25 protein-coding genes are annotated in these 26,553 nt (G+C 57.6%); 10 read left to right on the plus strand and 15 right to left on the minus strand.

The window, feature by feature from the left end; translation table 11 throughout:
• Nucleotides 1-21 precede the first annotated feature (21 nt).
• Nucleotides 22-1,446 (plus strand): 30S ribosomal protein S12 methylthiotransferase RimO, encoded by a 1,425-nt coding sequence (gene rimO / locus STH12_RS15320; protein WP_126168344.1) that lies wholly within the window; start codon nucleotides 22-24, stop codon nucleotides 1,444-1,446.
• Between the two features lie 93 nt (nucleotides 1,447-1,539).
• On the opposite strand, the gene STH12_RS15325 is transcribed toward rimO, so the two are convergent.
• Complete coding sequence (locus STH12_RS15325) at nucleotides 1,540-1,746, minus strand: ribosome alternative rescue factor ArfA (RefSeq protein ID WP_126168345.1); 207 nt, start codon at nucleotides 1,744-1,746, stop codon at nucleotides 1,540-1,542.
• 172 nt (nucleotides 1,747-1,918) lie between these two features.
• Here STH12_RS15325 and STH12_RS15330 point away from each other — a divergent pair, with 172 nt between their 5' ends.
• The gene (locus tag STH12_RS15330) at nucleotides 1,919-2,746 is read left to right on the plus strand and encodes a substrate-binding periplasmic protein (protein ID WP_126168346.1); all 828 of its coding nucleotides are present in this window, start codon (nucleotides 1,919-1,921) and stop codon (nucleotides 2,744-2,746) included.
• 68 nt (nucleotides 2,747-2,814) lie between these two features.
• On the opposite strand, the gene pmbA is transcribed toward STH12_RS15330, so the two are convergent.
• Nucleotides 2,815-4,158 carry a metalloprotease PmbA gene (pmbA, locus tag STH12_RS15335; protein ID WP_126168347.1) on the minus strand — a complete coding sequence of 448 codons (1,344 nt, stop codon included), beginning with the start codon at nucleotides 4,156-4,158 and terminating at the stop codon, nucleotides 2,815-2,817.
• A gap of 174 nt (nucleotides 4,159-4,332) precedes the next feature.
• Here pmbA and yjgA point away from each other — a divergent pair, with 174 nt between their 5' ends.
• Nucleotides 4,333-4,899: a ribosome biogenesis factor YjgA gene (gene yjgA / locus STH12_RS15340; RefSeq protein ID WP_126168348.1), complete on the plus strand. Its 567-nt coding sequence runs from the start codon at nucleotides 4,333-4,335 to the stop codon at nucleotides 4,897-4,899.
• 91 nt (nucleotides 4,900-4,990) lie between these two features.
• On the opposite strand, the gene STH12_RS15345 is transcribed toward yjgA, so the two are convergent.
• The 4 genes from STH12_RS15345 to STH12_RS15360 form a co-directional block, all read right to left on the minus strand.
• Nucleotides 4,991-6,172, minus strand: coding sequence for an ABC transporter permease (locus tag STH12_RS15345; RefSeq protein ID WP_126168349.1), 1,182 nt, complete (start codon nucleotides 6,170-6,172; stop codon nucleotides 4,991-4,993).
• Nucleotides 6,169-7,317: an ABC transporter permease gene (locus STH12_RS15350; protein WP_126168350.1), complete on the minus strand. Its 1,149-nt coding sequence runs from the start codon at nucleotides 7,315-7,317 to the stop codon at nucleotides 6,169-6,171. The genes STH12_RS15345 and STH12_RS15350 overlap by 4 nt, the downstream gene beginning before the upstream one ends.
• 2 nt (nucleotides 7,318-7,319) lie before the next feature.
• Nucleotides 7,320-8,288 (minus strand): HlyD family secretion protein, encoded by a 969-nt coding sequence (locus STH12_RS15355; protein WP_126168351.1) that lies wholly within the window; start codon nucleotides 8,286-8,288, stop codon nucleotides 7,320-7,322.
• A gap of 91 nt (nucleotides 8,289-8,379) precedes the next feature.
• Nucleotides 8,380-9,972: a TolC family protein gene (locus STH12_RS15360; protein WP_418856585.1), complete on the minus strand. Its 1,593-nt coding sequence runs from the start codon at nucleotides 9,970-9,972 to the stop codon at nucleotides 8,380-8,382.
• Between the two features lie 595 nt (nucleotides 9,973-10,567).
• On the opposite strand from STH12_RS15360, the gene STH12_RS15365 reads away from it, so the two are divergent.
• Together STH12_RS15365 and STH12_RS15370 are read left to right on the plus strand one after the other, a co-directional pair.
• Nucleotides 10,568-11,158: a TetR/AcrR family transcriptional regulator gene (locus STH12_RS15365; protein WP_126168352.1), complete on the plus strand. Its 591-nt coding sequence runs from the start codon at nucleotides 10,568-10,570 to the stop codon at nucleotides 11,156-11,158.
• Between the two features lie 197 nt (nucleotides 11,159-11,355).
• The gene (locus tag STH12_RS15370) at nucleotides 11,356-12,390 is read left to right on the plus strand and encodes an NADP-dependent oxidoreductase (protein ID WP_126168353.1); all 1,035 of its coding nucleotides are present in this window, start codon (nucleotides 11,356-11,358) and stop codon (nucleotides 12,388-12,390) included.
• Nucleotides 12,391-12,459: 69 nt separating this feature from the next.
• On the opposite strand, the gene STH12_RS15375 is transcribed toward STH12_RS15370, so the two are convergent.
• A complete protein-coding gene (locus tag STH12_RS15375; RefSeq protein ID WP_126168354.1) occupies nucleotides 12,460-13,980 on the minus strand; it encodes a carotenoid oxygenase family protein in 1,521 nt (506 codons plus the stop codon).
• A 4-nt stretch (nucleotides 13,981-13,984) separates the two neighbouring features.
• Entirely contained in the window at nucleotides 13,985-14,401 is a 417-nt protein-coding gene (locus tag STH12_RS15380; RefSeq protein WP_126168355.1) for a DUF2141 domain-containing protein, read from the minus strand.
• A 157-nt stretch (nucleotides 14,402-14,558) separates the two neighbouring features.
• On the opposite strand from STH12_RS15380, the gene STH12_RS15385 reads away from it, so the two are divergent.
• From STH12_RS15385 to STH12_RS15395, 3 genes are all read left to right on the plus strand, one after another.
• On the plus strand, nucleotides 14,559-15,830 hold the full coding sequence (locus STH12_RS15385) for a sensor histidine kinase (protein ID WP_164551224.1): 1,272 nt from the start codon (nucleotides 14,559-14,561) through the stop codon (nucleotides 15,828-15,830).
• Complete coding sequence (locus STH12_RS15390; RefSeq protein WP_126168357.1) at nucleotides 15,827-16,462, plus strand: response regulator; 636 nt, start codon at nucleotides 15,827-15,829, stop codon at nucleotides 16,460-16,462. Before STH12_RS15385 ends, STH12_RS15390 begins: the two co-directional genes overlap by 4 nt.
• Before the next feature lie 68 nt (nucleotides 16,463-16,530).
• Complete coding sequence (locus STH12_RS15395; protein WP_126168358.1) at nucleotides 16,531-16,887, plus strand: hypothetical protein; 357 nt, start codon at nucleotides 16,531-16,533, stop codon at nucleotides 16,885-16,887.
• 131 nt (nucleotides 16,888-17,018) lie between these two features.
• Here STH12_RS15395 and STH12_RS15400 read toward each other — a convergent pair whose 3' ends face one another.
• The 7 genes from STH12_RS15400 to STH12_RS15430 all read right to left on the minus strand — a co-directional run bounded on the left by STH12_RS15400 (nucleotide 17,019) and on the right by STH12_RS15430 (nucleotide 25,350).
• Nucleotides 17,019-17,939, minus strand: a complete 921-nt coding sequence (locus STH12_RS15400) for a cation diffusion facilitator family transporter (RefSeq protein WP_126168359.1) — start codon at nucleotides 17,937-17,939, stop codon at nucleotides 17,019-17,021.
• A gap of 276 nt (nucleotides 17,940-18,215) precedes the next feature.
• Nucleotides 18,216-21,416 carry an efflux RND transporter permease subunit gene (locus tag STH12_RS15405; protein ID WP_126168360.1) on the minus strand — a complete coding sequence of 1,067 codons (3,201 nt, stop codon included), beginning with the start codon at nucleotides 21,414-21,416 and terminating at the stop codon, nucleotides 18,216-18,218.
• 14 nt (nucleotides 21,417-21,430) lie between these two features.
• Nucleotides 21,431-22,615 carry an efflux RND transporter periplasmic adaptor subunit gene (locus tag STH12_RS15410; RefSeq protein ID WP_237158637.1) on the minus strand — a complete coding sequence of 395 codons (1,185 nt, stop codon included), beginning with the start codon at nucleotides 22,613-22,615 and terminating at the stop codon, nucleotides 21,431-21,433.
• Nucleotides 22,616-22,659: 44 nt separating this feature from the next.
• On the minus strand, nucleotides 22,660-23,991 hold the full coding sequence (locus STH12_RS15415) for a TolC family protein (RefSeq protein ID WP_126168362.1): 1,332 nt from the start codon (nucleotides 23,989-23,991) through the stop codon (nucleotides 22,660-22,662).
• A gap of 161 nt (nucleotides 23,992-24,152) precedes the next feature.
• Nucleotides 24,153-24,683, minus strand: a complete 531-nt coding sequence (locus STH12_RS15420) for a hypothetical protein (RefSeq protein ID WP_126168363.1) — start codon at nucleotides 24,681-24,683, stop codon at nucleotides 24,153-24,155.
• A 91-nt stretch (nucleotides 24,684-24,774) separates the two neighbouring features.
• Complete coding sequence (locus STH12_RS15425) at nucleotides 24,775-24,951, minus strand: DUF3012 domain-containing protein (RefSeq protein ID WP_126168364.1); 177 nt, start codon at nucleotides 24,949-24,951, stop codon at nucleotides 24,775-24,777.
• Nucleotides 24,952-24,978: 27 nt separating this feature from the next.
• Complete coding sequence (locus tag STH12_RS15430; RefSeq protein ID WP_126168365.1) at nucleotides 24,979-25,350, minus strand: SpoIIAA family protein; 372 nt, start codon at nucleotides 25,348-25,350, stop codon at nucleotides 24,979-24,981.
• A gap of 90 nt (nucleotides 25,351-25,440) precedes the next feature.
• Between STH12_RS15430 and arfB the strand changes: the two genes are divergently transcribed.
• Both arfB and aroQ read left to right on the plus strand, forming a co-directional pair.
• Entirely contained in the window at nucleotides 25,441-25,854 is a 414-nt protein-coding gene (gene arfB / locus STH12_RS15435; RefSeq protein ID WP_126168366.1) for an alternative ribosome rescue aminoacyl-tRNA hydrolase ArfB, read from the plus strand.
• Between the two features lie 238 nt (nucleotides 25,855-26,092).
• Nucleotides 26,093-26,551, plus strand: a complete 459-nt coding sequence (aroQ, locus tag STH12_RS15440; protein WP_126168367.1) for a type II 3-dehydroquinate dehydratase — start codon at nucleotides 26,093-26,095, stop codon at nucleotides 26,549-26,551.
• The last annotated feature ends 2 nt before the right edge of the window (nucleotides 26,552-26,553 follow it).

Consider the following 26,553-nt stretch of genomic DNA (forward strand, 5'->3'; position numbering starts at 1 on the left):
GTCATTTTTGGAACGCGCGCCTTGAACAAGACAGTAGAAACCTTTGATCCCAAGCAGACCACCACCCTCGAAACGCCAGCCAAGACCCTGGCCGCAGAGGCCGTGGCCACAGCAGATACCGCCAGCGGCAACCGCATCGGCTTCGTCAGCCTGGGCTGCCCCAAAAACCTGGTGGACTCAGAGCGTATCCTGACTCAGCTCAGAATCGACGGCTACGAGGTGACCAACAGCTACGATAACGCCGACCTGGTGATTGTAAACACCTGTGGCTTTATCGATGCAGCGGTGGAAGAGTCGCTGGATGCTATCCGTGAAGCGCTGGAAGAGAACGGCAAGGTACTGGTTACCGGCTGTCTGGGCGCCAAAGAAAACCAAATCCGCGAAGTACATCCGGACGTGCTGGAAATCACTGGCCCCCACAGCTATGAGGCGGTGCTGAGTCACGTACACAAGTATGTGCCCAAGCCCGAGCACAACCCTTACACCTCGCTGATTCCGCAAACCGGCGTCAAGCTGACTCCCAAGCACTACGCGTACCTGAAGATTTCCGAAGGCTGCGACAACCGCTGCACCTTCTGCATTATTCCGGCGCTGCGTGGCGATCTGGACAGCCGCGGCGTAGGCAGCGTGCTCGATGAAGCCAAGCGTCTGGTCGAGAGCGGCGTGCAGGAAATTCTGGTGGTCAGCCAGGACACCTCCGCCTACGGCAAAGACAAGGGCGGCCGCACCGACTTCTGGAACGGTATGCCAGTGAAGCAGGACATCACCACCCTCGCCCGCCAGCTTGGCAAAATGGGCGCCTGGGTGCGTCTGCACTACGTTTACCCTTACCCCTGGGTTGACGAGCTGATCCCGCTGATGGCTGAAGGTCTGATTCTGCCGTACCTCGACCTGCCGCTGCAGCACGCCAGCCCGCGCGTCCTCAAGATGATGAAGCGTCCCGGCCGCGTTGATCGTCAGCTGGACGCCATCAAGAGCTGGCGCGAGATCTGCCCAGATCTGGTTATTCGCTCCACCTTTATCGTTGGCTTCCCCGGCGAGACCGAAGAAGACTTCCAGATGCTGCTGGACTTCCTGCGCGAAGCACGTCTGGATCGCGTTGGCTGCTTTAAGTATTCCGAAGTAGAAGGCGCCGTGGCCAACACCCTGGGCGAGCTTATCAGCGAAGAAGTCAAAGAAGACAGATACGAGCGCTTTATGGAAGTGCAGGCCGAGATCAGCGCCGAGCGCCTGGCCCGTCTGGTTGGCCGCGAGCTGGATATTCTGATTGATGACGTCGACGAAGAAGGCGCCATCGGCCGCTCTTACGCCGATGCCCCGGAAATCGACGGCATGGTGTTTATCAACGGTGAAACCGAACTGACCCCGGGCGATATGGTACGCGCCCGCATAGTGGCGTCGGACGAGCACGATCTCTGGGCCGAACTGGTGGCATTGGAAGACTGATACTCAGCGCGGTTTACTGAGGTTATCGAATGAAGAAGCGGGCCCTGTGCCCGTTTTTTTATGGCCAAAAACTGAAGAAAAAAGCAGGCACCATCAGCAACGCAGCAAACACAGACCCAAAAAATCAAAAGGGGCATCGCCCTTGTGCTGATGCCCCTTTTGGTTACGTGCCTTACGATTGTAAGAGCCTTTGCCTTTCTTTGGTTTTTCCACCCGCTGGCGGAACAGCTCGGATGTCACCAGTGCCTTGATGGCGTTGTCGCGGATGTCGCCGCGGCCGTGATCATGTGCTTTTGTCATGGTCTTTCCTCTTGGTTAAAAACGCGCCAAGCATACGGCAATCAGCAAGACAAGATCCAGATCATATTTACCCCAACAGGAAACTTTTTATGTTTCCCATTTGTGAAAAACTGTGTAACTTCAAGCCTGAAAACCTGAATTAAAAATAAGAATAATCAAGGAGTTCATGTAGATGAAATGCACTTTCATTCTGCTGTCGTTGCTCAGTTTTTCCAGTGTTGGCTGCGAGCTCACCATGGGTTACCGAACCAGCGAACGCCTGCCCTACATTCATGCCGAGCCCGATAATTCCGGCCTGTTTGATGACCTCTACCGCACCGCAGCCGCCCGAATAGGCTGCGAGCTCAACATAGTCCGAGCCCCGAAAAACCGGATTATCCGCGACCTGATGCACGGCAAAATCGACTTCTACCCCAGCTTTGGCTTTAACCGCCAGCGGATGCGCTTTGCCCACTTTGTGCCCAATGGTCTGCCCGAGCGTTACACCGGCATCAGCCGCGAAGGCACCCCGGATATCCGCCAGCCAACCGAGTTGGTTGACCATGATATGGTGCTGCTGATTTCTCCCGGCGGTTACGATTTGGGTGGTCTGCCCGACAAGCTGGAAACCCGCCGGCCGCCGGATATGGACGTACCACAGGCGCTAGGACTGCTGCGCGCACGAAAGGGCGACTTCTTTATTTACGATGAAATCACCCTCAACTATTACCTGAAACGGGATGGCCGCACCGCCCTGAAACTGCACCATGACTGCTGCGAATCCCCAAGAACCATGTACCTTGGCTTCTCGCGCAAAAGCCCGCACTTTGATGACGAGCCCAACCCGGCTTATGATGCCGACAAGCCGCTGACGCCGGAAAATCTGCCGCGGCGCCTCAGAGCCGGAACCAAGGCTGAGCAATTCTCCAAGAGTCTGGCGCTGATGTTGAAAGAGGGCAAAACACAGGCACTTATCCACTCGGCGGCGCTGGAGCGCGGCGCTGCCACACTGCATGGCTAAGCCCTGAAGCGTACGAAAAAGCCCCGCTTGGCGGGGCTTTTGGTTATCTGTGACTGCGCGGATGGCGCTTAGTTACCGGCCACCTTCATAGCATCCAGCAATATGCCGCCGGTGCGGATGGAAGAGCGCAGATCTCTGTCCTGACTGACCGCCTGAATACTGCGGTACATGTCTTTGAGGTTACCGGCAATGGTGATCTCTTCCACCGGATAGAGGATTTCGCCGTTTTCGACGTAGAAACCGGCCGCGCCACGGGAGTAGTCGCCGGTAACCATGTTCACGCCCTGCCCCATCACCTCAGTGACAATCAGACCGGTCCCCATCTGGCGCACCAGGGCATCGAAGTCCATGCCGCTGTCGCTTAAGGTCCAGTTGTATATACCACCGGCGTGACCCGTGTTGGTCATCCCCAATTTACGGGATGAATAGGCGGTGAGCAGATAGGTGGCGAGCACGCCATCACGGATAATGTCTCGGTCGACCGTGGCCACCCCTTCACTGTCGTAGGGGGCACTGGCAAGGCCTGCGAGCAGATGCGGCTCTTCGCGGATGCTGAGCCACTCGGGGAACACCTGGGTATCCAGCGAATCCAGCAAAAAGCTCGATTTACGGTACAGGCTTGAGCCACTGATGGCGCTGATAAGGTGGCCAACCAGACCTGTGGCCACTTCGTGGGCAAACAGCACCGGCATCTTGCCGGTGGCAATCTTGCGGCCACCCAGGCGGCTTAAGGTTTTGGCGGCGGCTTTCTGGCCCACCAACTCGGGGGCGAGCAGCTCGCCATAACGGCGGGAAATGCTGTAATCGTAGTCCCGCTGCATGTTGCCATCGTCTTCTTCGCCTATCACCACGCAGCTTAAGGAGTAGCGTGACGAGCAGTAACCGTTAAGGAAGCCGTGGCTGTTGCCGTACACCTTAATGCCGGTATGGGCGTTGGCGCTGGCGCCATCGGAATTCTTAATTCGCGGGTCGGCCTCGAGCGCAGCCGCCTCAGCGCGGATTGCCAGCTCGGTCAGCTCTTCCGGGGTCAGACTCTCGGGATGATACAACTCAAGATCGGCCACGGCCTTGGCCATCAGACTGGCTTCTGCCAGACCGTTGCAGGGGTCGGCTGAGGTATAGCGGGCAATGTCATCGGCAGCCTTTACCGCCTGACGAATGGCCTCGGGGCTTAAATCTGAGGTAGAGGAGCTGCCCTTGCAGCCGTCACGAAACACAGTGATCCCCAGGGCGCCATCCTTGTTGAACTCGACGGTTTCCACCTCTTTGAGGCGGGTCGACACCGACAGGCCCTGCTGCTTAGAAATGGCCACTTCGGCGGCGCTGGTGCCGAGCGTTTTGGCATAGTCCAAAGCCATGGCCACTGCGTCTTTCAGGGCCTCCATTTCCACTTCAATCTTGTTCGATGACACTGTCTTACTCTGGTTAACGGCGTAATGGGCCTAAGCATAACAAAGGCCATCTGCAAATCACATCCACAATTCCGGCCTAAATGGCGACTTTTCACTGGCATTGTGCGGACATATTCGCGCAGTAAGCGGCTTGATGGTAATATTGGCGGATTGCGTAAAAGAGGTTTTGAGTAAATGAACGTCGTCGGCGATCCCGAGAATTTCAAACAGCCTTATGACGAGGACGAAGATTACATCAGTAAGACGTCCTTTAAGAAGGAATCCCATGCGGCACAAGAGCTGGGCAAGCGTCTGCTTAGCCTGAGCAAGAGCCAGCTGGACAAACTCGAGCTGGATGAAAGCCTGCTCGATGCCCTGATTGCAGCCAAGAAAATTAAGCCCAACACCGAGGCGCACCGTCGTCAGGTGCAGTTTATCGGTAAGCTGATGCGTAACCTCGACAGCGAGGCCATCACGGCAGCGCTGGATAAGGTGACTAACCGCAACAATTCCGAAGCTGCCCGGGTGCACGTGCTGGAAAAAGTGCGTGACCGACTGCTGAGCGAAGGCGACGCCGAAATTCAGGCACTGATTGAAGCCCATTCGGCTCTGGAACGGCAAAAGCTGCGTCAGCTGGTACGTGCCCTGGCCAAAGAAGTGGCCGCCGAAGCCGCAAAGGAAGAGCCCGACCCAGCCAAGGCGCTCGAGTCCAAGGCCGCCAAAGAGCTGCACAAATACCTGCGCGAAGGCATGGCCGAGTAAGCTTTCGCTATTTAAATAAAAAGCCCCGCTCTGCGGGGCTTTTTATTGCTCGATAATCGTATTGGCAACCAGCTTACTGGTTCGTCGGCCATTAACTACGCCACGGCTTAAGCCGCCAGCTGAGCCCGGCAAATGCCAGCACAAAATACACTGCGGTAAGTCCCCACAGAATCAGCCACTCATTCATCACCGCCTCAAATCCCGCACCGAGCTGATTGAGTTTGAGCATACCGAAAATCGCCGGCACAGCAGGAATCACCTTGGATACCAGCACCAGCGGCTCGGGGATGAGCGACAGCGGCCACACGAAACCACTGACAAACAGAATAGGCATGGAGGCCAGCAGCATCACCTGTGTCGGCAAATCACGGCGACTGAAAAGGGTACTGGCCGCGATACCGGCAAACAGGGTTGCCAGCAAAAACGGCAGTGCAAACAGCAACATCTGCGCCAGACTGGACTGCACCGATACCCCATACCAGTGATAACACCAGCCAAGGTAAAAGCTGCCAAATCCAAGATACAAGAGCCCGAAGGCCAGGCTGCGGCCACAAAGCAGCTTCAGCGCAGAAACCTGAGTCCAGTATGGTGCAGCAGCTGCAGCACTGGCGGATTGCCCCTTGGCCAAAGGCGTTGAGCCCCAATGTCCGGCGCCTAAAATGCCGGTACCAATCAAGAGCGTCTGATGCAAAATCAGCAGGAAGAGTCCGGGCACCACATAAGGGGTGTAACCCAGGCTCGGGTTATAGGCGGGCACCGCATTGAGGTGCATGGGGGTAAGCTTCAAGGTAGCACCGGTAAAAGATTCGCCGCGACTCAAAAGCCCCAAAAGCTGCACCGATTTGGCGGCGTCCATCCCTGCAGATACCAGACCTTCCACCAGCGCCGAGTACACCAAAAAGTAACTGGCATCGCCGCCGTAGCTTAAGGTGGCGCCCTTCCCCAGCAACAAGTCGCGCTTGAACCCTTTGGGGATCACCAACAAACCATGGAAGTCGCCGCTGGCAATCAGCGCCTTGGCCTCATGAATACTGCCAGCGCCTGCTGCCACCCGGATTTTGGGGCTGGCATCGGCATGGCGAACCAGGGTGCGACTCAAGCTGGTGTTGTCCAAATCCACTACCACCAGCGCCTGCTCGGTGGGCACCTGATGCAAATAGGGCAGCGGATAAAGCACTGCATAAAACAGCACGCCGCCAAACAGGGTCACGGCAATCGCCTTGTCACTGACAATGGCTTTCAGTTCACTGAGGAGGAGTCGCAGCAGGCTCATAGGGCTGGTTCCTCATTTGCACCGTCCGCCACTTCCTGCACGCGCAGCCCCTTGCCCGCCAGGGCATAAATGGGCACCAGCAGCAGTAAGAAGGGAGCGAAGGAGCCGAGTTTAAGCAGCAGCTCAGTGCCGCTGACGCCATAGCTAACCAGCGCAATGTGGGAGTCGATATAGTGGCTTGATGGCATCAAAAGTCGCCAGTACTGGGCCGCCTGGGGCATATCGTGTACCGGAAAGGTAACGCCCATAAAGGCAAACGCCGGGGCAAACAGCGCGGTGCAAAAGCTCACCACCCGCGCGGCCTCCTGCATGATAAGAAAGATAAGCGCCACCATCACAAATACTGCGAGTAAAGTGGCAAGCATGGCAGGCACCAGCCACAGCGGCGAGCCTGCCAACGGCAAAGCCAGAAAACCAAACAGCAGCGCGTGGATAAAGAGCCCCTGCGCCAGCAACAGCGGCGCATAAAACACAAATTTGGCCGCAAGACGGGCGCGCAGTGGCGTCTCTGCCTCTTCACCCAGTTCACGATTGAGGGCATTGGCGAACACCAACATGGCAATCAGCTGCCACAGGGCAATCAGCACCGGTGGCACCAAAAAGCCCACGTAGTTGTTGTTGCGGTTAAACAGTGCCGTGGTTTGGGTTTCAATAGGCGCCATATTCACTCTGGCCTGATGGGGACTGGCGCCACCGGCAAGCTGCTTGGTGTAGGCCAAAGGCTTCATGGCATCGGCGATGGCCAGTTGCAAATTGGCCGCCAGCAGTTTGCCCACCAGCAAAAACTGGCCGTTGTAACGCACATCCAGGGTAGGATCGCCACCGGTCATCAGCTCGCGGCTGAACCCCACAGGCACCACCACCAGCGCGTACACCTCGGCGCGGTTCATGGCGGCAATGGCATCCTCCAGATGAGTGAAAGACTCAGGGCTTGCCACCGGGCTTGCCGCCACATGACGACCAAGCTCACGGCTGATGCTGCTGTTATCCAGGTCGACCCAGGCCACCGGCAATTGGCGCGGCAGCGCCGCACTGAACAGCCACCACAGCGCCAGCATCGATAAAATCGGCAGCCAGCTCACCAGCGCCAACTGCCAGGGGCTTTGCCAGAGTGCGCAGAGTTCCCGGCGCAGCAAGGCTCGCATACTTATTCCCAAATCGCCGACATGCCGGCGCGCAGGCCGTCGATGGGTTTCACAGGCACCAGCTCCACCTCAAAGGTGCGCAGGTCGAAATCGTGGCCACTCTCGGTGGAGCGCCAGGTGGCAAAGTCACCCATTACCGCGATGTGGTTCACCTTAAACTCGGCGTTGGTATCAAGCGCAGGAATGTACAGGCGCTTCACCTCGCCCTTTTTCACATCCTTGAGCATGTCTTCGCGCAGCTGGAACACGGCCCAGGCATCGCTCATGTCCACCAAGCTCACCACCGGAAACCCGGACGGCGCCAGCTCGCCGGACTGCAGCAGCACCTCAGATACTTCGCCGCCTCTGGGGGCGCGCATCTGACTGTCGGCCAGAATGGCGCTGACTTCTTTTACTGCGCCCTCGGCCATGCGGGCATTACCTGCGGCGGCCGCCTTGGTTTCTTCCCGGGCGCCTTCCTCAGTCATCTGATACACCGCCAGCGCCGCCTGCTCTGTGTACTTGGCCGCCTGCCACTGGGTGTAGGCTTCATCACGCTTTTGCCGCGGCACAACGCCTTCCTGAAACAGGTTATCGACCCTATCGAAGGTGGTTTTGGCAAGCGCTAACCCGGCCTTGGCCTTAAGCCACTGTTCTTTCTGAGCTGCAATTTGTTGCTTACGGGCACCGCTGTCTGCCTCAAGCTGCATGGCGCGGGCAGCATCGCGGCCGCCTTCTGCCTGCATCAACTTGGCGTTCAGTTCAGGGCTATCAATTACGTACAGAAGGTCGCCGGCGGCAACTGTATCACCACGGCGCACCATCACCTCTTCGATACGGCCGGGCACCTTGGAGGAGACATGGTATTCGCGGGCTTCAATCTGCCCCTGCAGTGGCGCACTCTTGGGCGTATGGGCCAGCATCAGCCCACACACCAGCGCGACGACAAGCCCCAGCAGCGCGATGGCGGCAAGTAAACGATTGGCCTTCATTGTTGTTCTCCCATAGCCACCTGTTTGGTCTGGCCGACAAATTCATCCAATTGGCCCCGGACTCCAGGTGCCATCAGGCGCGCATTCGCCTTCATTGTTGTTCTCCCACCGGCGGCGCAAGACGGGTCTGGCCGACAAAATCATCCAATTGGCCGGATATCGCCATCAGGCGCGCATAAGCCTGCACATAACGAAACTTGGCACCCAATTGCTGGGTGTCGACAGCGGTGAGCTTAAGCTCGGCATCCACCCGCTCGATGGAGGTGGACATGCCCTGATTAAAGGCCAGCTCACGCAAACGCAGGTTTTCCAGCGCCAGCTCGCGGGAGCTTGCCAGGGCGCGATACTCTTCCTCGGCCTGCTTTAGCTGGCGATAACTTTGCTCCAGCAGCAGGCTTAAGTCTTCGCGGGTCTGCGCCTTGGTGTGGCGAGCCTGCAGCAGCGCACTCCTGGCCGCTTCGACCTTGCCACTGCGGCCATCGCGGGCCAGCAGCGGCATCTTAAAACCAACCCCCAGCATCCAGTCCGGCTCCATTTTGGCAAACAGACTGTCGTCCTCGTACAGGGTGTAATTTCCGTATAGGAATACCGTGGGCTTATAGGCGCCGCGCTCGACCTCAATCAAGCCATTCGCCTGGGATTCTTTTGCATCCAACAACTTAAGTGCCGGGTGCCCCTTTTGGGTCAGCTCGGCAAGATAGGGCAGCGACGGCTCACGGCTGGCGATAAACAGTGGCGACGAGGGTGCCGGTTCGGATTTGAGCAGGCTTCGCAGCGCAAGCTCGGTGATTTCGTACTGGCGGCGACTGCTGGATGCCTGCACCCTGGCGTTGTCGAGCGCCACTTCGGCATTGAGGCGTTCCACTTTGGCAATTTGCCCCTGAGCCTCAAGCTTCTTGGCATGCTCAACGTGTTTCTCGAGGGATACCACCAATTTGTCCTGAGTACGGGCAAGCTCCGCCGCCACCATCACCCCGTAATAGCGGTCCACCAGAGTAGTAAACAGCTCGCGGCGGGTCAGCTCCCGCTGCTGCTGTTCTTCAGCAAGCTGTGCTTCGTGTATGCCCTGCGCCGCACTGATGCGGCCGCCGGTGTAGATGGGCCACATGGCCGACAGGCTGGCGCGGAAGATATCCTGCTCGGTAAAAGGCGTAATAAAGAGTTCACCGGGAATACTGCCAAGGGCGGCGCCGAGGGCGGGCGGCAGGGTCTTGGGGTCGAGGGATGCCAGCGGATTCAGGTCTCTGAGATCCATCTCCAGCGGCTTTTCCAGACGGGTATAACTGCCGTTAAGCGACAGCTCAGGCAGGTTCATGTCTTCCCCGGCATCGCGCTCGGCGCGGGCTCTGTCGACCTTGGCACTGGAAGCGGCAAGCTTGTCGCTTACCTGTTGCAGCTGCTGCCAGGCCTCATCAAAACTCTGGGCATGGGCGAAAGAAGGCAAGGCCGCAAAAAAGACCAGGGATAAAGCCGTCAGCAATCCCGGCATAAAAGTGCGGCCAGCACTGGAGGCGACAGGCACAGGGCCGGCACTGTTCGCAGTTGCCGGAGCAGCACTGCCTTGGACGGCTCTGGCAGCCACAGCGGCACCAAAAGCGCTGGATACCCCAAAAGCGCCGGGTGCAGCCAGGCGGGACAAACACACCATATTCGGCTTGCGAAGGAGTGTGATGATAGGTTTCATTGACACCTCTAGAGCATTAACTCTAATTCCAGTGGCGGATGATAGCATTCCATTCTACGACTCACCAACAGCCAGATGAGCACCGTGATAACAACGCAGCGCTCGCCATTCAGGTCAACGTCCGTGCTTTGGCGGCCAGGCACTTCAAAAGCCCAGCGACTCACAAGGTTTCAAAAGCACTGCGCCGCATTGATTCAGAATCCGGGCGACTCTCATTTCCAAAGCCCTGCGCCTCTTTGGCTGATATGCCAAGCGCGAGGGTGGCTCAGAAGCCGTGCGACTCTTTGGCTTAGAAGCCGTGCACCTGGATGGCCTAAAAACCAGCCACAATTCGCCGTCAAACAGCGGTGGTAAGTCCCCGGATCCTAATCTTTTTTGGTGGAATTTTAAACCTTGGCGACAGCGATTGTCGGTGAATAACGCCAATGAACAAGCTGCCGATAACGTGGGTATTCTGCAGCGCCAGGTGCTGCGAACAGGCGCACTGCCAACCAGGTGTAAGACAAAATCACCTGAAATACCCACGCGACGTGATAAACAACCACCAGTCACAAAATACTAGACGACTGGTCTAATTGTCGATATTATCACCGCCATGAACACCAAAACCCAAGACACCCGGCAACACATACTCGACATTGGCTACCAACTGGTGGTCAGCAAAGGCTTTGCCGGTGTGGGCCTGTCGGAGCTGCTGAAAACCGCCGAAGTGCCCAAGGGCTCCTTCTATCACTACTTCAAATCCAAGGAGCAGTTTGGCGAAGCATTGATCCAGGCCTATTTCAGTGAATACCTGAATCAGCTCAACCTGTTGCTGGACAGCGCCTCCGGCAACCACTACCAGAAGCTGATGCACTACTGGCAGCACTGGAGCGAGCAAAACAGCTGTCAGGGCCAGGCTGGAAAATGCCTGGTGGTGAAACTTGCCGGTGAAGTGTCCGATCTATCCGAGCCCATGCGCTTGGCGCTGCTTAACGGCACCAATCGCATCATAGCGCGGGTGGCCGAATGCATCGAACAGGGGCGCGCTGCAGGCGAGCTTGGTATCAGCGACAGCCGCCAGACCGCCGAGCAGCTTTACAACCTGTGGATTGGCGCCAGCCTGCTGAACAAGATACGCCTGGATGATGCCAGCCTGGCGCAGGCTCTTTTGACCACCAGACAAATATTACAGCCCACGGCCTGAGCCCTGAGCTTTGGCGCTGAGTTCTGCGTACTGGCCGAGTGCAGGCCGTGATAAACAAGGCGCCGATGCTTGAAGGTGATGCAGCAAACCACCTTGGCCACGGCAAGCCTTAACCCTAATCCAAGCCGCTATTTCGATAGCGGATTTTTTGAAACAAACACTAGACGACTGGTCTAATTTAATCAGAGGACAGACTCATGACTGACTCCATCAACCGCCGCATCGTGCTGGCATCACGCCCTGTCGGCGCACCTACCAGCGACAATTTCCGCCTGGAAACCCTGGCCAAACCCGAACCCAAGCAGGGCGAAGTGCTGCTGCGCACCATCTACCTGTCTCTTGACCCCTATATGCGCGGCCGCATGAGTGACGCCAAATCCTACGCCGAGCCCGTTGCTCTGGGCGAAGTGATGATTGGCGGCACCGTGTGTCAGGTCGAAGTATCCAACCACCCTGACTTCGCCGTAGGTGATTGGGTGCTGGCCTACAACGTGGGCTGGCAAAGCTATGCCGTATCCGGCGCCGACGGCCTGCTGAAACTGGGTGCCAACCCAAGCCATCCATCCTACGCCCTCGGGGTTATGGGCATGCCGGGCTTTACCGCTTATATGGGCCTGCTCGACATTGGCGCGCCAAAAGCCGGTGAAACCATAGTGGTGGCCGCTGCCACAGGGCCTGTGGGTGCTACCGTAGGCCAGATTGGTAAACTGAAAGGTGCGCGTGTGGTGGGCGTTGCCGGCGGCGCCGACAAATGTCGCCATGCCGTTGAAGTACTTGGCTTTGATGCCTGTATCGACCACAAGTCGGCCAACTTTGCCTCCGAGCTTGCCGCCGCCTGCCCCGACGGCATCGATGTCTACTTTGAAAACGTCGGCGGCGCCGTGTTTGATGCAGTGATGCCACTCTTGAACACCAGCGCCCGCATTCCGGTGTGTGGCCTGATTTCCCAATACAACGCCACCGAGCTGCCCGCCGGGCCAGACAGGCTGTCGCTGTTGATGGGACTGATTTTGACCAAGCGCATCAAGGTGCAGGGCTTTATCATTTTTGACGATTATGGCTACCGCTATGGCGAGTTCGAGCGTGATATGAGCCAGTGGCTGGCTGAAGGTAAAATTCAGTATCGCGAACAGATTGAGCAGGGCCTGGAGAATGCCCCCGAGCATCTGATTGGCCTGCTGGAAGGTAAAAACTTCGGCAAGCTGGTGATTCAGGTGAACCAGCCGCTGTAATCTGCAACTGCAGAGCCTGCCATTATCACCACGGCAGGCTCTGATCCGGCAACTAGCCTGATACAGCCGCTAGATCAGTGCGCCATGAAACCCAAGGGGCAATTGTTGCATTAATGCCGCACGGGCGATGGGGCCATCGCTTAACCGCTCTGCCAAAAACAGGTTCACATGGGTTTGACCGGCACGATAATCGAGGCTGGTGTTTATCAGGTATCCACCATGCTCTGCCGAGGGGATAAACAGCGGCTCTTCGGCCACCACAGCATCGCCAAAGCCAAAGTACTGCTGTTTGCCAAAGGGTTCGTTGCTTGCCACTCCAGAGCTTGCGCCAGCACTGACGGCAGCCAAGCCATTGAATACCTTGCCATGCTGCTTACTGACACCAAAGTGAGTCGCGCCGGATTGACCACTTAAGCGACCATCGAACTGGATAAACTCGAACGCTAAACCGCTCTTTACAAGCCTGGCATCCGCGCCTTTGAGGTCGATATGAATACTGCAAAGCTCGGCCTTGTCGGTACTGAACAGGTGCTCGGGGTCGGCCACGTGCTGCATGGTTTTCAGCATCACATCGGCGTTGGGGTACCAACAGGCGCTCAGCACCAACTGCCGGCGCTGGTCGGTTTTTATCTCAAAACCATTGCCAAAGTGGAACACAAACCCGGGCTCGAAGTGGATTTCCCGGCTGATGGTCAGGCTGTTTTTATCCACCAACAGCAGGCGTCCGCCCTGGTTAGGCTGCCACTTGAGTGACTCCAGATACAACTCGGCGCGCTCAAGCTTTATCGGCGGCAGGTAGAACACCAGGTAATTGTCGGTGACTACAAAATCGTGCACATAACCCGCTTCAACCGGAATGCTGTGGTATTTGAGCAGCTTGCCCGCGGCATCCAATTGATAAAGCATCATCCCCGGGTATCCCAGCAAACTGAGATCGCCAAAGTTCCAGATAAACCCCTGACTGTCTTTATGGGGGTGCGCCGAGAAAGGCACGCCGCTCAGCGCCTCAGAAAAGCTCAGCGCCCCCTTGGTTTCAAGGCTTTGACTATCGAGCCGGTAGGGCGCGCCCGCCTCCCACAGCGCCAGGATCTCATTCCCAAGCGGCAGCAGCGCCGTGTTGGCTGTGTTGATGGTTTCGTTGGAGCGGATGGGCCTGGCATTGGCAACCCGGCTGCCGGCGCCGTTATACAAAAAGTGCCCGGCACGGCTTTCCTGCTCAAACTTGGCGGTGCGGACAAAGCGCCCCTGATGGGTAAGCTGTTCCCCCAGGGTGAATTGGTTAATAAAACCATCGCCATCGAACCAGTGCTCATAACGCTCACCTGCGCGACATTGCAGCCCGGGGCCATTGCGGAAGAAACGCCTGCCGTAGAGCTCACTGGGCAGCTTGCCTTCCCAGGCGACCGAATAAGGCGCGATATCGTTACTCAGGCCCTGCCAGCCCTTCAGAATCGGCTGGGTTTTTAACGCATTATCAAACAGCTCCGCATAGGACTTCCCTTGCATTGCCCACAGGCTGCGGCTTTGCAACATCAGGCTGGATGTAGCCAGCGTTGCCAGTGCTTTAAGCAAAAATTCGCGACGTTCCATGGCTTTACTCCACGCTGATTTGAATGTGGGTGTCCTGCTCGCCAACGGCAAAGGCGATGTCGTTGAACTCAGGCGCCCCCATCAGGCTGGGGTTATTGCTGAAACCATAGGGCTCGTTGGGAATACCGATAAAGTTACGGCCCAGGCGGTTATCGCCATTGAGATCCTGAAATACCATCACCCCATACTGGCCCTGGGGCACGTCGTTGAGTGTCAGGGTGTGGGCGGTGCCGGTCACTTTGATCACCTGACGATTAAAGGCATTACTGCCGGACGTCATGGACTCGGGCGAGTCATACACCGCCACCAGCAGCTGGCCCCTGGCCTCTTTAAGGTCGGTCATGTCGATGGTAAGGGTGGCGGAGCTGGCCTCAAGTGAGAGACAGGCAGCGAGCAGGCCAAGCAGGTAAAGTGTTTTCATCCTCGGGTTCCTCGTGGGGTAAATTCCTTTGATGAAATGAGTGTAAAAATCCCCCCTGTTTAGCACAGGTGCCAAAAGTCACTATCTTGCGCCGTGCGTTGCTTTTCATCAGTCGATGCTTAATATGAGGGCTAGTTTTCAGCCAGAGATGTCGGCGATGGCCAGCCCCCGCGAACCTATAAACCCAACCCTGTGCGCCTCCGGCGTGCTCGGTGGCGCCATTACGTTCACCCTGCTCGATACCCACGCACCGACCTGGGTATCAATTGCACTTTTCACATTGTTTTTAATTGGTTTTTTATGGGTAAACCTGGCGAGCACTCAAGGCACTGGCAGCCGTTCTAAAACCCTGGCGATTGGGGCACAGTTGCTGGCATTTGGCGCGGTAAGCTTTCTCAGTTCAGACTCACTCAGCTGCGTGCTGCTGGTAATCATTGCCGGGCAACTGCCATTTTTGTTTTCGATGCGCCAAAGTGCGTTCATCCTGCTGGCAGGCAACCTCGTGGCCTACCTCACTCAGGCCTATTACTGGCAACACAGCTGGCAAAGTCTGCTGATTGTGGGACTTTTGTATCTGGCATTTCAGCTGTTTTCCTTGAGTGTGAGCCGCAATGTGGTCAGCGAGCGGGAAGCACGGCAGCAGCTCGAGCTTAAGAATGCCGAACTTGCCGCCACCCAGGCGCTGCTGGAGCAATCGATTCGCCAGTCAGAGCGACAAAAGCTCAGCCGGGATCTGCACGATATCTGCGGCCATCAGCTCACTGCGCTGACATTGAATCTCGAGTATTTGTCTCATCAGGCAGAAGCGCCGTTAAAACAGGGGCTTGTAGAGACCCGTCAGGTAGCAAAAGATCTGCTGGCCGAAATCCGTGCCGTGGTACGCGCCGATCGCAGCCGCACCCAACTGGATCTAGTCAGTGTGCTTGAGAAGATGCTCGGCCGCCTGCCCAGCAAAGACATACATTTCAGCCACAGCATAGAAGGTATTGCCATTCCCGCGTCGGTCGCCGAGGCGGCGCTGCGGATTTGTCAGGAAGGGCTGACCAATGCCATCAGGCATGGCCTGGGAGATATTCGCTTAGCCCTGAGTAAGTACCAAAGCCCCCTGGGTCAAAGCGACTCGCTGCAGATTGAAATCAGTAACCGCTGCAGTTCGTCAAAGCCAGGCCGGAATTTCGCTCAAAGCGCTGATTCAACAGGCTTTGGGGTGCAATCGATGCAGGCGCGGGCAAAGGCGCTTGGCGGCACGCTGGAGGCTGGTCCCTCGGCCAGTCAGTGGCGGCTGCTTGCCATATTGCCTTTGGCCCAGACGGCTTTGGTTGAAGTGGCTTTAGCTGAGGAGGCTTTGGTTGAAACAGGACTGACTCCCACCACAGCCGAGTCAGCCACCCCAATAAATACAACGCAGGTAGAAAGGATGTTGCCATGATAAAGGTCGCCATTGTTGACGATCAGGCGTTGGTGCGCCAGGGCATTGCCAGTTTGTTGTCACTCACCTCAGGTTTTAACCTCTCGTGGCAAGCCAGCGACGGCGAAACCGCGCTGACACTGCTGGCCCAAACGCCGGTGGATGTACTGCTGCTGGATGTGCGCATGCCCAACATGGATGGCATAGAACTCCTGACCCGGCTTCGGCAGCAAGACAGCCACACCAGGGTTGTAATGCTTACCACCTTCGATGAGCCAGAGCTTTTTATCGAGGCCATGCAGCGCGGTGCCAATGGCTTTTTGCTCAAAGATATCGACAGTGACAAACTCGCCTCGGCCCTGAGTCAGGTATATGAAGGTCAAACTCTCGCCGAGCCTGTGCTGCTCGGTCAGCTCACCAAGGCCCAGCTCGCCACCTTTGCCGACCCGAATATCGAGCCGCTCAATGCCCGCGAGCTGTCGATTATCAAACTCATGGCCGCCGGTTACACCAATAAAGAAATTGCCAACGCCGTATTTCTCGCCGAAGGCACGGTAAAAAACCATGTATCGGTCATTCTCGCCAAGCTCAACACCAAAGACCGCACCCGCGCCGTGCTTAAAGCGCTGAGCGCCGGGCTCTTGGGTGATTGAAGCCGCTATGCGATTCAAGTAACGTGTTTAACCGACCACGAAGGATGGTCAGTTGAAAAGGAAACTCCATGCCCCAGATATTCTCCATAGCCACAACGCCCGCCATAGTGCTTCTGGTGTGTGCCGGCTTTGGGGCAGCGTTTTACTACCTCCGAAAAGCCATGCTGCTGCAAAACAACCTGCTTGCGCATATTCAGCGTCAGCATCCCAACGATTGGCAAAGGTTCATAAGCCAAGGCAAACACTGTGGTGACGAGCACAAATGGGCCAGGCACTTCGCCCTCGAAGCCCTGCGCGAAGGCAAATTCGCATCCAAAGCAGACGAAGTGCTAAGCCAGGGAACTGCAGATATCAAGCGTCACCGGCAATGGGCGTTATTAGGTTTTATCTTCGCCCTTACCATGTGCCATTTGCTCACGGCCTAACAAGTAAATTGATGGGCACCAGTTACAGCAGCAAGGTTTACCCAAGACCGCACCCGCACCGTGCTTAAAGCGCCGAGCGCGGGCGTATTGGCTGGCTAATCAACCTGCTTAAGCTGTGCCTTCAAGCCGGGTTAGTGCAGCGCTTTGTCGGCAGACTCAAGCGGCAGTTTGGCAACTATGGCATTGTCATCATCCAAGCCGATTTTCTTAAGCTCAATCAGAATGTTGGCCATAGGCACTGCGGTGGCAATCAGGGTTTTGAGGCGGGTTCGCTCGCTATCAGTGACTTGGTTAACCCACAGGCTGACTCCGATATGTATGCCTTTATCAGTCAGCTGCCAGGCATGGAGACTGCCGATGGCATGCACCTTGTCATCCGCCAGCAGCTGCTGACGCAGCGCCGCCAAATCCAGCTCTTCCGGTACAGCCTGCATCAATACCCGGCAGGCCTTGGCCAGCAGCACAACCCCGTGGTAAATCACATAGGCAGAGATAATCGCCGTCACGATAAGGTCGGCAATATACCAGTCAAACAACATGATAAAACCACCGGCGATTATCACTGCCACAGAGGCCATAGCGTCCGACACATTGTGGATAAAGGCCGCGCGCAGGTTCATGTTGTCTTTGGCTCCGGCCTTGAGGGTCAAAAGCGCGGTGGCGATGTCGATAACAAGCGCTATGCCTGCCACCACAAAAATAATGAAGCCGTCTACCGGGGTCGGATTTTGATAGCGCTGCCAGGCTTCCAGCAGCAGATACCCCCCAACAATGATCAGCGTCAGGCTGTTAAAAGCGGTGGCGAGGATTTCGGCCCGGCCATAGCCAAAAGAATAGTTGTCGTTGGCCGGTTTGCGGCCAAGTTTTCTGGCAATCAGCGCCACCAGAATGGCACCGGCGTCGCTTAAATTGTGCAGTGCATCGGCCACCAGCGATAAGCTGCCCGCCAGCACCCCACCAATGACCTGAGCCACCGTCAGCAACACATTGATAAAAATAGCGATATACAGATTCCTGTCGCTACCGCCTGTATGATCATGGGTGTGACCCATACTCACCTCCTGAAACTCGTTTAATAAAGATACCTCAGGGTGAAAAAGGAAGGAGCATCCCGCTCCTTCGAGCCAAAACGGTTCCCACACTCTGCAATGCTTTCTCCTCAGCCTGGTCGCTGCAACAGCAAAATGGGAAATCTGTTGCAGCCATGACTGTGGCTGTTCAAAAGCAAGCGGAAACCTTGGCCAAACACCTGGGCCCGGCGGTTAGGCAATCCCGGGCCAAGGGCCTCCCTGGCAAACTTACAGCGCCAAGCTGGCAGTCAGTGACCGTCAGTTCGGCTCTTCAAACTCGCGCTCATCGCGCTGATACAGCGCCATATACAGGGTCGGCAGCACCAGCAGCGTGAGGGCCGTCGAGCTGAACAGCCCGCCGATAATCACCACCGCCAGCGGCTTTTGAATTTCGCTGCCCACACCAGTTGAGAGCAAAATCGGAATCAGCCCCAACGCCGAGGTCAGCGCCGTCATCAGCACAGGACGCAGACGCGCCGCCGTGCCTTCGTACACCGCCTGATACAGGCCTTCACCACCAGCACGGCGCTGATTGATGGAGTCCACCAGCACCACGCCATTGAGCACGGCCACGCCAAACAGGGTGATAAAACCGATGGAGCTGGGCACCGACAGATAGGTGCCGCTGACGTAGAGCGCCACCACGCCGCCAATCAGCGCCAGCGGCACGTTGGCCATGATGAGCCCCACTTGCTTGAGCGCGCCGAAGGAGAAGTACAGCAAGAGCGCAATCAGACCGATGGACACAGGCACCACCAGCATCAGCTTGGCCTGGGCCCGCTGCTGGTTTTCGTACTGGCCGCCAACACTCACGGTATAACCCGGCGGCAGCTGGGCCTCCGGCACCAGGGCGTAGATGTCTTTCACCACCGAGCCCATATCACGGCCGGACACGTTGGCCTGCACCACCACCCGGCGCTGCACATCGTCACGGCGAATATTCGGCGGCGCCATTTCCACCACCACATCGGCCACTTCGCCCAAACGTACCCGGGCACCGTTGGCACCAACCAGCAAGAGATCCGCTATGGCATCGGCGCTGGCGCGGGTGTCGGCCTTGAGACGCACATTGATGTCGTAGCGGGCGTTGCCGTCAATCACCTGTCCGGCGGCGCTGCCGCCAATGCCGGTGCTGACAAGGTTCATCACCTCATCCACGCTGATGCCGTAGCGCGCCAGACGGGCACGGTCGGGGCGCACCACCAGCTGAGCTTCACCGCTCACCTGCTCAAGGGACACATCCACGGCGCCGGGCACCTTGGACACCAAATCCGAAAGCTGCTGACCTTTTTCGGCCAGCACATCCAAGTCCGGGCCAAACAGCTTGATGGCAAGCTGGGCTTTTACGCCGGATAACAGCTCATCCACCCGGGTGGCAATTGGCTGAGAGAAGGTAAACAGCAAGCCCGGGAATACCGACAGCTTTTCTTCCATCAGTCGCTGCAGCTCGGCGCGGCTCGCGGCAGACTGCCACTCATCGATGGGCTTAAGGCCGATATAGATTTCGATGTTGCTCACGGGCTCAGGGTCGCCGCCAAGCTCAGGGGCACCGATACGCGACAGCGCATAATCCACCTCGGGAAATTCCAGCAGCATGGCTTCAAGCTTGGGCGCTACCATCAGCGAGGTATCCAGGCTTGCAGTGGGCGCCAGGGTTACCCTCAGGTTGATGGTGCCTTCTTCAAGCTCGGGCACAAACTCGGTGCCAAGCCGTGGCAACAGCGCCATGCTGAGTCCAAACAGCACCAGTGCTGTAATACCCACGGTTTTGGGACGCGCCATGACCGCGCCCAGCACCCGGCGGTAGCCTTTATCGATGGGGGTAAGCAGCGGGCTTTGACGCAGATGCACGCCGCGGCGAAACAGGTACACCGCCAGCGCAGGCACCACCACCAGTGCCACCATCAGTGCCGACAGCATGGCCAGAATGATGCTGACCGCCATCGGCTGGAACAGCTTGCCTTCCACCCCTTCGAGGGCAAACAGCGGCGCAAACACCACGATAATGATGAGGGTTGCAAAGAAAATCGGGCTGCATACTTCCCGCGCCGCCTGCAAAATCCGCATGGCAATACCGCCATAGCCGCCTTCACGGTGGGCATCCTCTTCACTGAGGCCTGGGTCGGTCGGCTGACCGTCATCAATCCGGCCTTCAGGCTGGGTGAGGTGGCGGAAAATGTTCTCCACCATCACCACAGAGCCATCCACCAACATACCAATGGCTACGGCAAGGCCGCCGAGGGACATCAGGTTGGCCGACATGCCAAAGTAAGACATCACCATCAGCGCAAGGGCGATGGAAACCGGAATCGACAAGAGCACCAACGCGGTAGCGCGCACATTCACCAAAAACAGCGCCAGCACAGCCACAATAAACACGAAGGCCAGCAGCAGGGCGTCACGCACCGTGGTCACCGCCTTGGTGACCAGATCCGACTGGTCGTAGAACACCTCGAAAGTCACCCCATCCGGCAACGCCTGCTGAATAAGGGCGGTGCGGCTGTTGATGTCATCGATGGTCGCCTTGGTGTTGGCGCCCATGCGCTTCAAAATTACCCCTGCCACCACTTCACCCAGCACCTGCGGGCTACCGGCTTCATCACGGCGGGTCATGGTCACGGCACCGACTCGGATTTCACTGCCAAAAGCAACCTTGGCCACATCCATAATCCGCACCGGCGTGCCCTGCCATTCGGTCAGCGGAATTTGCGCAATGGCATCAAGCCCGGCCTCACCGGCAGGCAAGAGGCCGTAGCCACGCACCACCAGCTGCTCCTGGCCCTTGGCCATAAACCAGCCACCGGCGTTACGGTTATTACCTTCCAGCGCCCTGGTCACATCGTCCAGTTTGAGGCCATAAGAGAGCAGCTTGGCCGGGTCGACCTGCACCTGATACTGACGCACCTCACCACCGAACGAGAGCACATCGGTCACGCCGCCAACGGGCATCATGATGAGTTTCACCAGATAGTCATTGAGGCTGCGAAGCTCGTCAGGCGCTATGCCGGACTCGGGCGCAGCCCGCAGAATGTACTGGTATACCTGCCCAAGACCCGAGGTGTTGGGGCCAATCTCCGGCACACCCACACCGTCCGGGATCATCTCCCTTGCTGCCTGCAGCTGCTCAAACACCTGCTGGCGGGCAAAGTAGATGTCGGTGCCTTCTTCAAACACCACGGTCACAATGGACAGCCCGGTGCGCGACAAAGAGCGCACCTCGGTCACCGAAGGCAGGGCATACATGGCCGATTCCACCGGATAGCTGATGAGCTTTTCCACCTCTTCGGCGGCAAGCCCCTCGGCCGCGGTATTCACCTGTACCTGCACGTTGGTCACATCGGGAAAGGCATCCAGATTCAACCTCGGCAGCATCACGGCAGCAGCTGCCATGGCGGCTATCAAAAAGATGAGCACTATCAGACGGCTTCGCACCGCCTGCTCTATGAGTTTCTGTAGCATGGCTTGCCCTCTTATCAGTGGTTGTGGATATCAAAACCAGACTTGGCCAGCTCGGAGGCCAGGAAGAAGGCACCGGACATCACCACGGCGCTGCCGGGCTCAATCCCCTTCACCAGATTCAGGCCTCGGGCACGGGATTCGATTTGCACTTCCACCGCCTCAAAACCGTCGGCGTCTTCCACAAACACCTGCCAGTCGCCATCGCTACTGCGACTCAGGGCCGAGTCCGGCAGCACTATTCCCTGTTGGCCGCCCGGCTGATTGACTTGCTGGGGCAAAAACAGCTCGGCAAACTCACCGGCGTGCACTTCATGGCCGGGGTTTGCCATCGACAGCAGCACCTGCTCGGTACGGGTGATGGGGTTAAGCTCGTGGGAGCGGCCAATCACCCTGGCCTCAAGCCACTTACCCGATACGCTCACCCGGGCATCGCTGCCCATGGCAAGGCCGCGGGACTGCATTGGCGTCAGCTCGGCCTCTACCCACAGGAAGGATTCATCGGTCAGTTGCATCAGAGGCGAGCCGGCCGGCAGCACCTGACCACGACTGGCCACATCCTGCTGCACCCGACCCTTGATGGGCGCCAGTAACTTGAAGCTGCCGATGCTGTCCGGCGCCGTTTCCAGCGCCTTGATTTGCTGGGCAGTCATCTTGATGGACTCGAGAATGGCGCGCTTAAGCTCGTAGTCCACCCGTGCCTGCAACCTGCGGGATTGACTCACGGCACTTTCGCCCATGCGGCTGATGCGGCTCCATTCGGTGGCGGCATTGATATAGTCGGCCTGGGCCTGAGCAATGGCTGCGCCGCCGAGGGTGAGTAAAGGCTCACCCTGTTTGACCTCCTGCCCCGGTACCACGTGGCGCTCCAGCACCCGCATCTCAAGCTGTGGCGCCAGGGTAATGGTGCGGTCACGATCCACCACCAGGCTGGCGGTGGCCACGGCGCTTAAATCAAAGCCTGTGGACGACAGGGTTTCGACCCGGATACCGGCAAGGTCGCGCTGGGTCTGACTGAGCTTTAGCGCCTTGTCTTCGTCATGGGCATCTTCGGTTGCTGCGGCGGTTGCTGCGGTGCCTTCTGCCGCGCCATGGTCATGGCCATCGCCTGCCCAGGCAGGCTGTGACACAGGTAAAGCAAACGCGAGTGCAACCGCGAACGCCAGTGCCGATAAGTAAGAGTTGGTATTCATTGCAGACATGGCGTTTGCTCCGCTGATAACTGATTTACTGAAGAAAAATGGTTTCATTGCCGCGCCTCCGCTGAGGTGTTTTCAGCGCCCGCAACCGGCGCCTGGTTCACGCTCGACGCAGGCACCAGGGTCGCCAACTGGCCGCTTTGCCCCATCCAGTCGAGCCAGTTCTGATACAGACGCGCCTCAAGCTCGGTACCGGCAATAAAGCTTTGAGTCAGCTGACGTTTACCCTGCAAAAAATCTGAGGTGCTGATATCGCCTGCACGCCACTGACTGGCAAGGGACGAGCCCAGGGTCGAGGCCGAACCGCGCACCCTTTGCTTCCAGGCCTGCCAACTGGCCTGCAATTTGGGCTGGGCATACTGATACTGGCGCCAGGCCTGAGTCAGTGCCCGCTCACTCGCCAGGTACTGCTGCTCGGCGCCAATACCGGCTTCAGTGGCAGCGGCAATGGCATCGCTGTAGTTGTTGCGCACCTTAAGGGGAATGCTGACATTGAGCCCGAGCTTGTTGTCGGTGCCTTCTTTTTCGGCGCCCAGGGTCAGGGTGGGATCGGCGCTGGTATCGGCCCTGACCTTGTCGGCCCCGAGCCTTGCCAGTTGCACGTCCTGATAAGCGATTCGCAGTGCTGGCAACTGTTGCAGCGCCGATTGCGCCAGCTCAGTGCTACCCGCAGATGCCATCAGTGAGGCCATGGAAATCTCAGGCAGTGTCAGGGTTTCGAAGATTTGCAGCAGCCGGGTGTCGGCATCGATGGCGGCCTGCTCGGCCATGGCAAGGTCGGCCTCAAGGGAAGCCAAATCCAGCTCAATCAGCGACAACTCACCGGCACTGATAAGGCCGCCACGCTTAAGCTCGGCAGCGAGCTCCAGCTGCGCCCGGGCAAATTCGCGCTGCTCGGTTTGAAACCCGAGTACGGCGGCGGTTTGCCTCCTCACCACCATGGCGCTTAACGCCTCGGCCCACAGCCGACTGCGCTCCAGCGCAAGCTCAGCCTCGGCGCGGCGCAGCTGCGCCAGTGCCTCATTTTGTGCCGCCTGCTGCTTATCGCCCCAATCGACGGTTTGGCTGACCGACAGGCTGTAGCTGTCGGTATCGGCATTTTGGTATCCAAGCCCCAGCTCGGGGTTGTAAACCGCGTTGCCGGCAGCTTTGAGATTCAGTTCGGCCACCCGTACCTTGGCGCGGGCGGCGCTGAGGGCTGGCAGCGCTTCTATGGTTTGAGCAAGGCGTTGAATATCTGCGCCATCGGCTGCGGCTTGTTGGCTGTTGCCCACGGCAGCCATATTGGCCGCTGGCGCATCCGCTGGAGTATCGCCAGCCACGGCCTGGCTGCTGCCAAGCACGGCCCACAAGGCGGCCGCAAGTAAAGTCTGTTTCATGCAGAGTCCTGAACATTAAGGGACAAAGTCGGTTAACGCGCCCGGGGGCGGTTACGGCTTGAGGAAAGAAGCGGCTTTGGGGCAACGACAGCACAGGCAGCGGGCGCAATTCCGGTCTGATGCAGCGGAATTTGGCCACAAGGCAGCGTGTAAAATGTCAGTCAGCGACTGTGGTTCGGGATGTCGTCAGGGCTGCGGCGCGCAGCAACCTGAGCCACATGGCCCGGCACAGCAAACAAGTCGTGTTCTTTCCTGGGAATGTCAGGCTTAAGCGATGGGGGGCGGTAGTCGGGGCGGCCCACTACCGAGAGGTAGTCAGACTCATGACCCTGCACCTGGTTGGTAAGGGGGTGATAATCGAGATTAGCCAGGCCTGCGACCAGACTTGGATGACCGCCATGACAATGGCAATCAAGACAAAGATCCAGCTGTTTCAGCTCGGTTTTTTCAACCTTGTCGTGTTGATGGGTGTCGCTGGCCACGATTTCCGGTGGACAGGTGCATTCAATACACTCACCTATGGTGGTCACCTCGGCCATAAAGGTCAGGTGGCTGTGATTACGCTCTTCCTCATCGGCACTGCCAGTGTGCAACTGGTGCGCGCCCAGGTTGGCACCTGCAAATTGCAGTACCACCACGGCCAGCAGCATCAGGCTCAGTCTGTGCAGTGTGTTAAGGGAAAAACGAATCAATTCAATCCTCGGCTGATTGCTGCGCCCGACAGGGGTGCTTTGCAAAGTAAGACCGGGGATGCTTGGTTAAGTTCCCCGGCCCGACAAACTCTTACTTGAATACGCAGTGCTTGGCGTAGTCAGCGGCCTCGTTAGCCGTCCAGTCGCCCTTTGGCTTTTCTTCCATCTTCTTGCACCAGGCTTCGCTGCCCACTTCAGGGGCACAGGCGGCCAGACCGGCAACCAGAGTCAGGGCGGCGGCCACTTTGGCCAGAGTCAATTTAGTCATATTAGCGCTTCCTTGTATGAAATAAGATTAAGCCTTTACCGCCGAGCGTTTCACAATCCACTCAATGGCTTTGGCCTTGTCCTGCAATGGGAACCAGGCCACTTCGCCCCGCACAAAGGGACCAAGCAAACGGATGGCATTACCCACCCAATCCGGTCCACCCACAAATACCAGGGCATCGAATGGAGGTAACTGTACCTCACCGGCTCCGGACAGGGAAGCTTGCTCCCAGCCTTCCAGCAGCACATCGGCCTCGATATACAGGCAGACCTGCCCCCAATCCTCACGGTAGCGCTTGATGGCCGGCTGCAATCGGGTGCGATAATCCTGGGCCGTGATGCGGCCACTGGCAAAAAGACTGATCACACCCTTAGCAATCTCGGGGATCTGGCATAACATAGAGGGTCTCCCTGGGACAGGCTCGGCCAACTGCCGAGGCTGCCGATGATAACAAATTCTTTATTCAGGCAATAAGCCAAAAATCTGGCCATGATCACAATCTCACAGCGAGTTCAGCTTCAGGAACAGGAAATCGAGTGGCAATTTATCCGCTCAAGCGGCGCCGGCGGCCAGAATGTCAATAAGGTGTCGACCTGCGCGCAGCTGATTTTCGACATCCACGCATCGTCACTGCCGGAGTTCTACAAAGAAAAACTGCTGGCCAAGAGTGACCATCGCATCACCCAAAGCGGCAAAATCATCATTAAGTGTCAGGAAAGCCGCAGCCAGGAGGCTAATCGGGAAACAGCGCTGGCGCAATTTATCGAGCTGGTTCGCTCGGTCAATGTGGTGCAGAAAAAACGCATTCCTACCAAAGCCACCCGCGCCAGCCAAAGGCGGCGGGTGGATGCCAAAAAGCAGCGCGGCGCAACCAAGTCCATGCGTGGCAAGGTAAGCCATTAACCGGGCGGATACCAGCACCCGTTGAGGTCTTTTTCGCATAAATAAGCGCCCTTGAGAGGGCGCTTTTTCGTATCAGTCCACGAAACGTATTTAGCTGAACCAAACCAAACAGCGGCAAGGCATGCAGATTTGCGCCGCAAACAAGTTCAATTTAATTGCATTGAAAATGCGGCCAACTTTGGCGATATTGAGGCTAACTTGAGTTTAACGTGTCGCTAACTGACAAAAAGGAATCTCCATGTCTGCCTCTCAAACTGCCCCCAAGGTATTGCTGATTAACGGCCCCAACCTCAATTTGCTGGGCACCCGTGAGCCGGGTGTGTACGGCAGCCAAACCCTGGCGCAAATCGTGGCCGACCTGGAGCGCAAGGCCGCCGAGCTGGGAGTGCAGCTTGAGCATATTCAGTCCAATGCAGAGCATGTGCTGATTGATGCCATTCATCAAACCGATGCCAAGTTTGTGATTATTAACCCCGCCGCCTTTACCCACACCAGCGTGGCGCTGCGAGATGCCTTGCTGGGCGTTGCCCTGCCCTTCATTGAGGTGCATCTGTCCAATGTTCATGCCCGCGAGCCCTTCCGCCATCACTCTTATTTTTCCGATAAAGCCGTGGGGGTGATCCTGGGTCTGGGTCCCAAGGGTTATGCACTGGCATTGGAAGCCGCCGCCGAACGTCTGCTGCAGGGAGCTAACTGATG

The sequence above is a fragment of the Shewanella khirikhana genome (assembly GCF_003957745.1).
GTDB classification, from domain to species: Bacteria; Pseudomonadota; Gammaproteobacteria; order Enterobacterales; family Shewanellaceae; genus Shewanella; species Shewanella khirikhana.

Bases quoted from the DNA above. Each gene is read 5' to 3' on its own strand.
- STH12_RS15325 (WP_126168345.1), bottom strand. From the start codon at position 1,746: ATGACAAAAGCACATGATCACGGCCGCGGCGACATCCGCGACAACGCC.
- STH12_RS15330 (WP_126168346.1), top strand. From the start codon at position 1,919: ATGAAATGCACTTTCATTCTGCTGTCGTTGCTCAGTTTTTCCAGTGTT.
- yjgA (WP_126168348.1), top strand. From the start codon at position 4,333: ATGAACGTCGTCGGCGATCCCGAGAATTTCAAACAGCCTTATGACGAG.
- STH12_RS15345 (WP_126168349.1), bottom strand. From the start codon at position 6,172: ATGAGCCTGCTGCGACTCCTCCTCAGTGAACTGAAAGCCATTGTCAGT.
- STH12_RS15350 (WP_126168350.1), bottom strand. From the start codon at position 7,317: ATGCGAGCCTTGCTGCGCCGGGAACTCTGCGCACTCTGGCAAAGCCCC.
- STH12_RS15355 (WP_126168351.1), bottom strand. From the start codon at position 8,288: ATGAAGGCCAATCGTTTACTTGCCGCCATCGCGCTGCTGGGGCTTGTC.
- STH12_RS15360 (WP_418856585.1), bottom strand. From the start codon at position 9,972: ATGAAACCTATCATCACACTCCTTCGCAAGCCGAATATGGTGTGTTTG.
- STH12_RS15365 (WP_126168352.1), top strand. From the start codon at position 10,568: ATGAACACCAAAACCCAAGACACCCGGCAACACATACTCGACATTGGC.
- STH12_RS15370 (WP_126168353.1), top strand. From the start codon at position 11,356: ATGACTGACTCCATCAACCGCCGCATCGTGCTGGCATCACGCCCTGTC.
- STH12_RS15375 (WP_126168354.1), bottom strand. From the start codon at position 13,980: ATGGAACGTCGCGAATTTTTGCTTAAAGCACTGGCAACGCTGGCTACA.
- STH12_RS15380 (WP_126168355.1), bottom strand. From the start codon at position 14,401: ATGAAAACACTTTACCTGCTTGGCCTGCTCGCTGCCTGTCTCTCACTT.
- STH12_RS15385 (WP_164551224.1), top strand. From the start codon at position 14,559: ATGGCCAGCCCCCGCGAACCTATAAACCCAACCCTGTGCGCCTCCGGC.
- STH12_RS15390 (WP_126168357.1), top strand. From the start codon at position 15,827: ATGATAAAGGTCGCCATTGTTGACGATCAGGCGTTGGTGCGCCAGGGC.
- STH12_RS15395 (WP_126168358.1), top strand. From the start codon at position 16,531: ATGCCCCAGATATTCTCCATAGCCACAACGCCCGCCATAGTGCTTCTG.
- STH12_RS15400 (WP_126168359.1), bottom strand. From the start codon at position 17,939: ATGGGTCACACCCATGATCATACAGGCGGTAGCGACAGGAATCTGTAT.
- STH12_RS15405 (WP_126168360.1), bottom strand. From the start codon at position 21,416: ATGCTACAGAAACTCATAGAGCAGGCGGTGCGAAGCCGTCTGATAGTG.
- STH12_RS15410 (WP_237158637.1), bottom strand. From the start codon at position 22,615: ATGTCTGCAATGAATACCAACTCTTACTTATCGGCACTGGCGTTCGCG.
- STH12_RS15415 (WP_126168362.1), bottom strand. From the start codon at position 23,991: ATGAAACAGACTTTACTTGCGGCCGCCTTGTGGGCCGTGCTTGGCAGC.
- STH12_RS15425 (WP_126168364.1), bottom strand. From the start codon at position 24,951: ATGACTAAATTGACTCTGGCCAAAGTGGCCGCCGCCCTGACTCTGGTT.
- STH12_RS15430 (WP_126168365.1), bottom strand. From the start codon at position 25,350: ATGTTATGCCAGATCCCCGAGATTGCTAAGGGTGTGATCAGTCTTTTT.
- arfB (WP_126168366.1), top strand. From the start codon at position 25,441: ATGATCACAATCTCACAGCGAGTTCAGCTTCAGGAACAGGAAATCGAG.
- aroQ (WP_126168367.1), top strand. From the start codon at position 26,093: ATGTCTGCCTCTCAAACTGCCCCCAAGGTATTGCTGATTAACGGCCCC.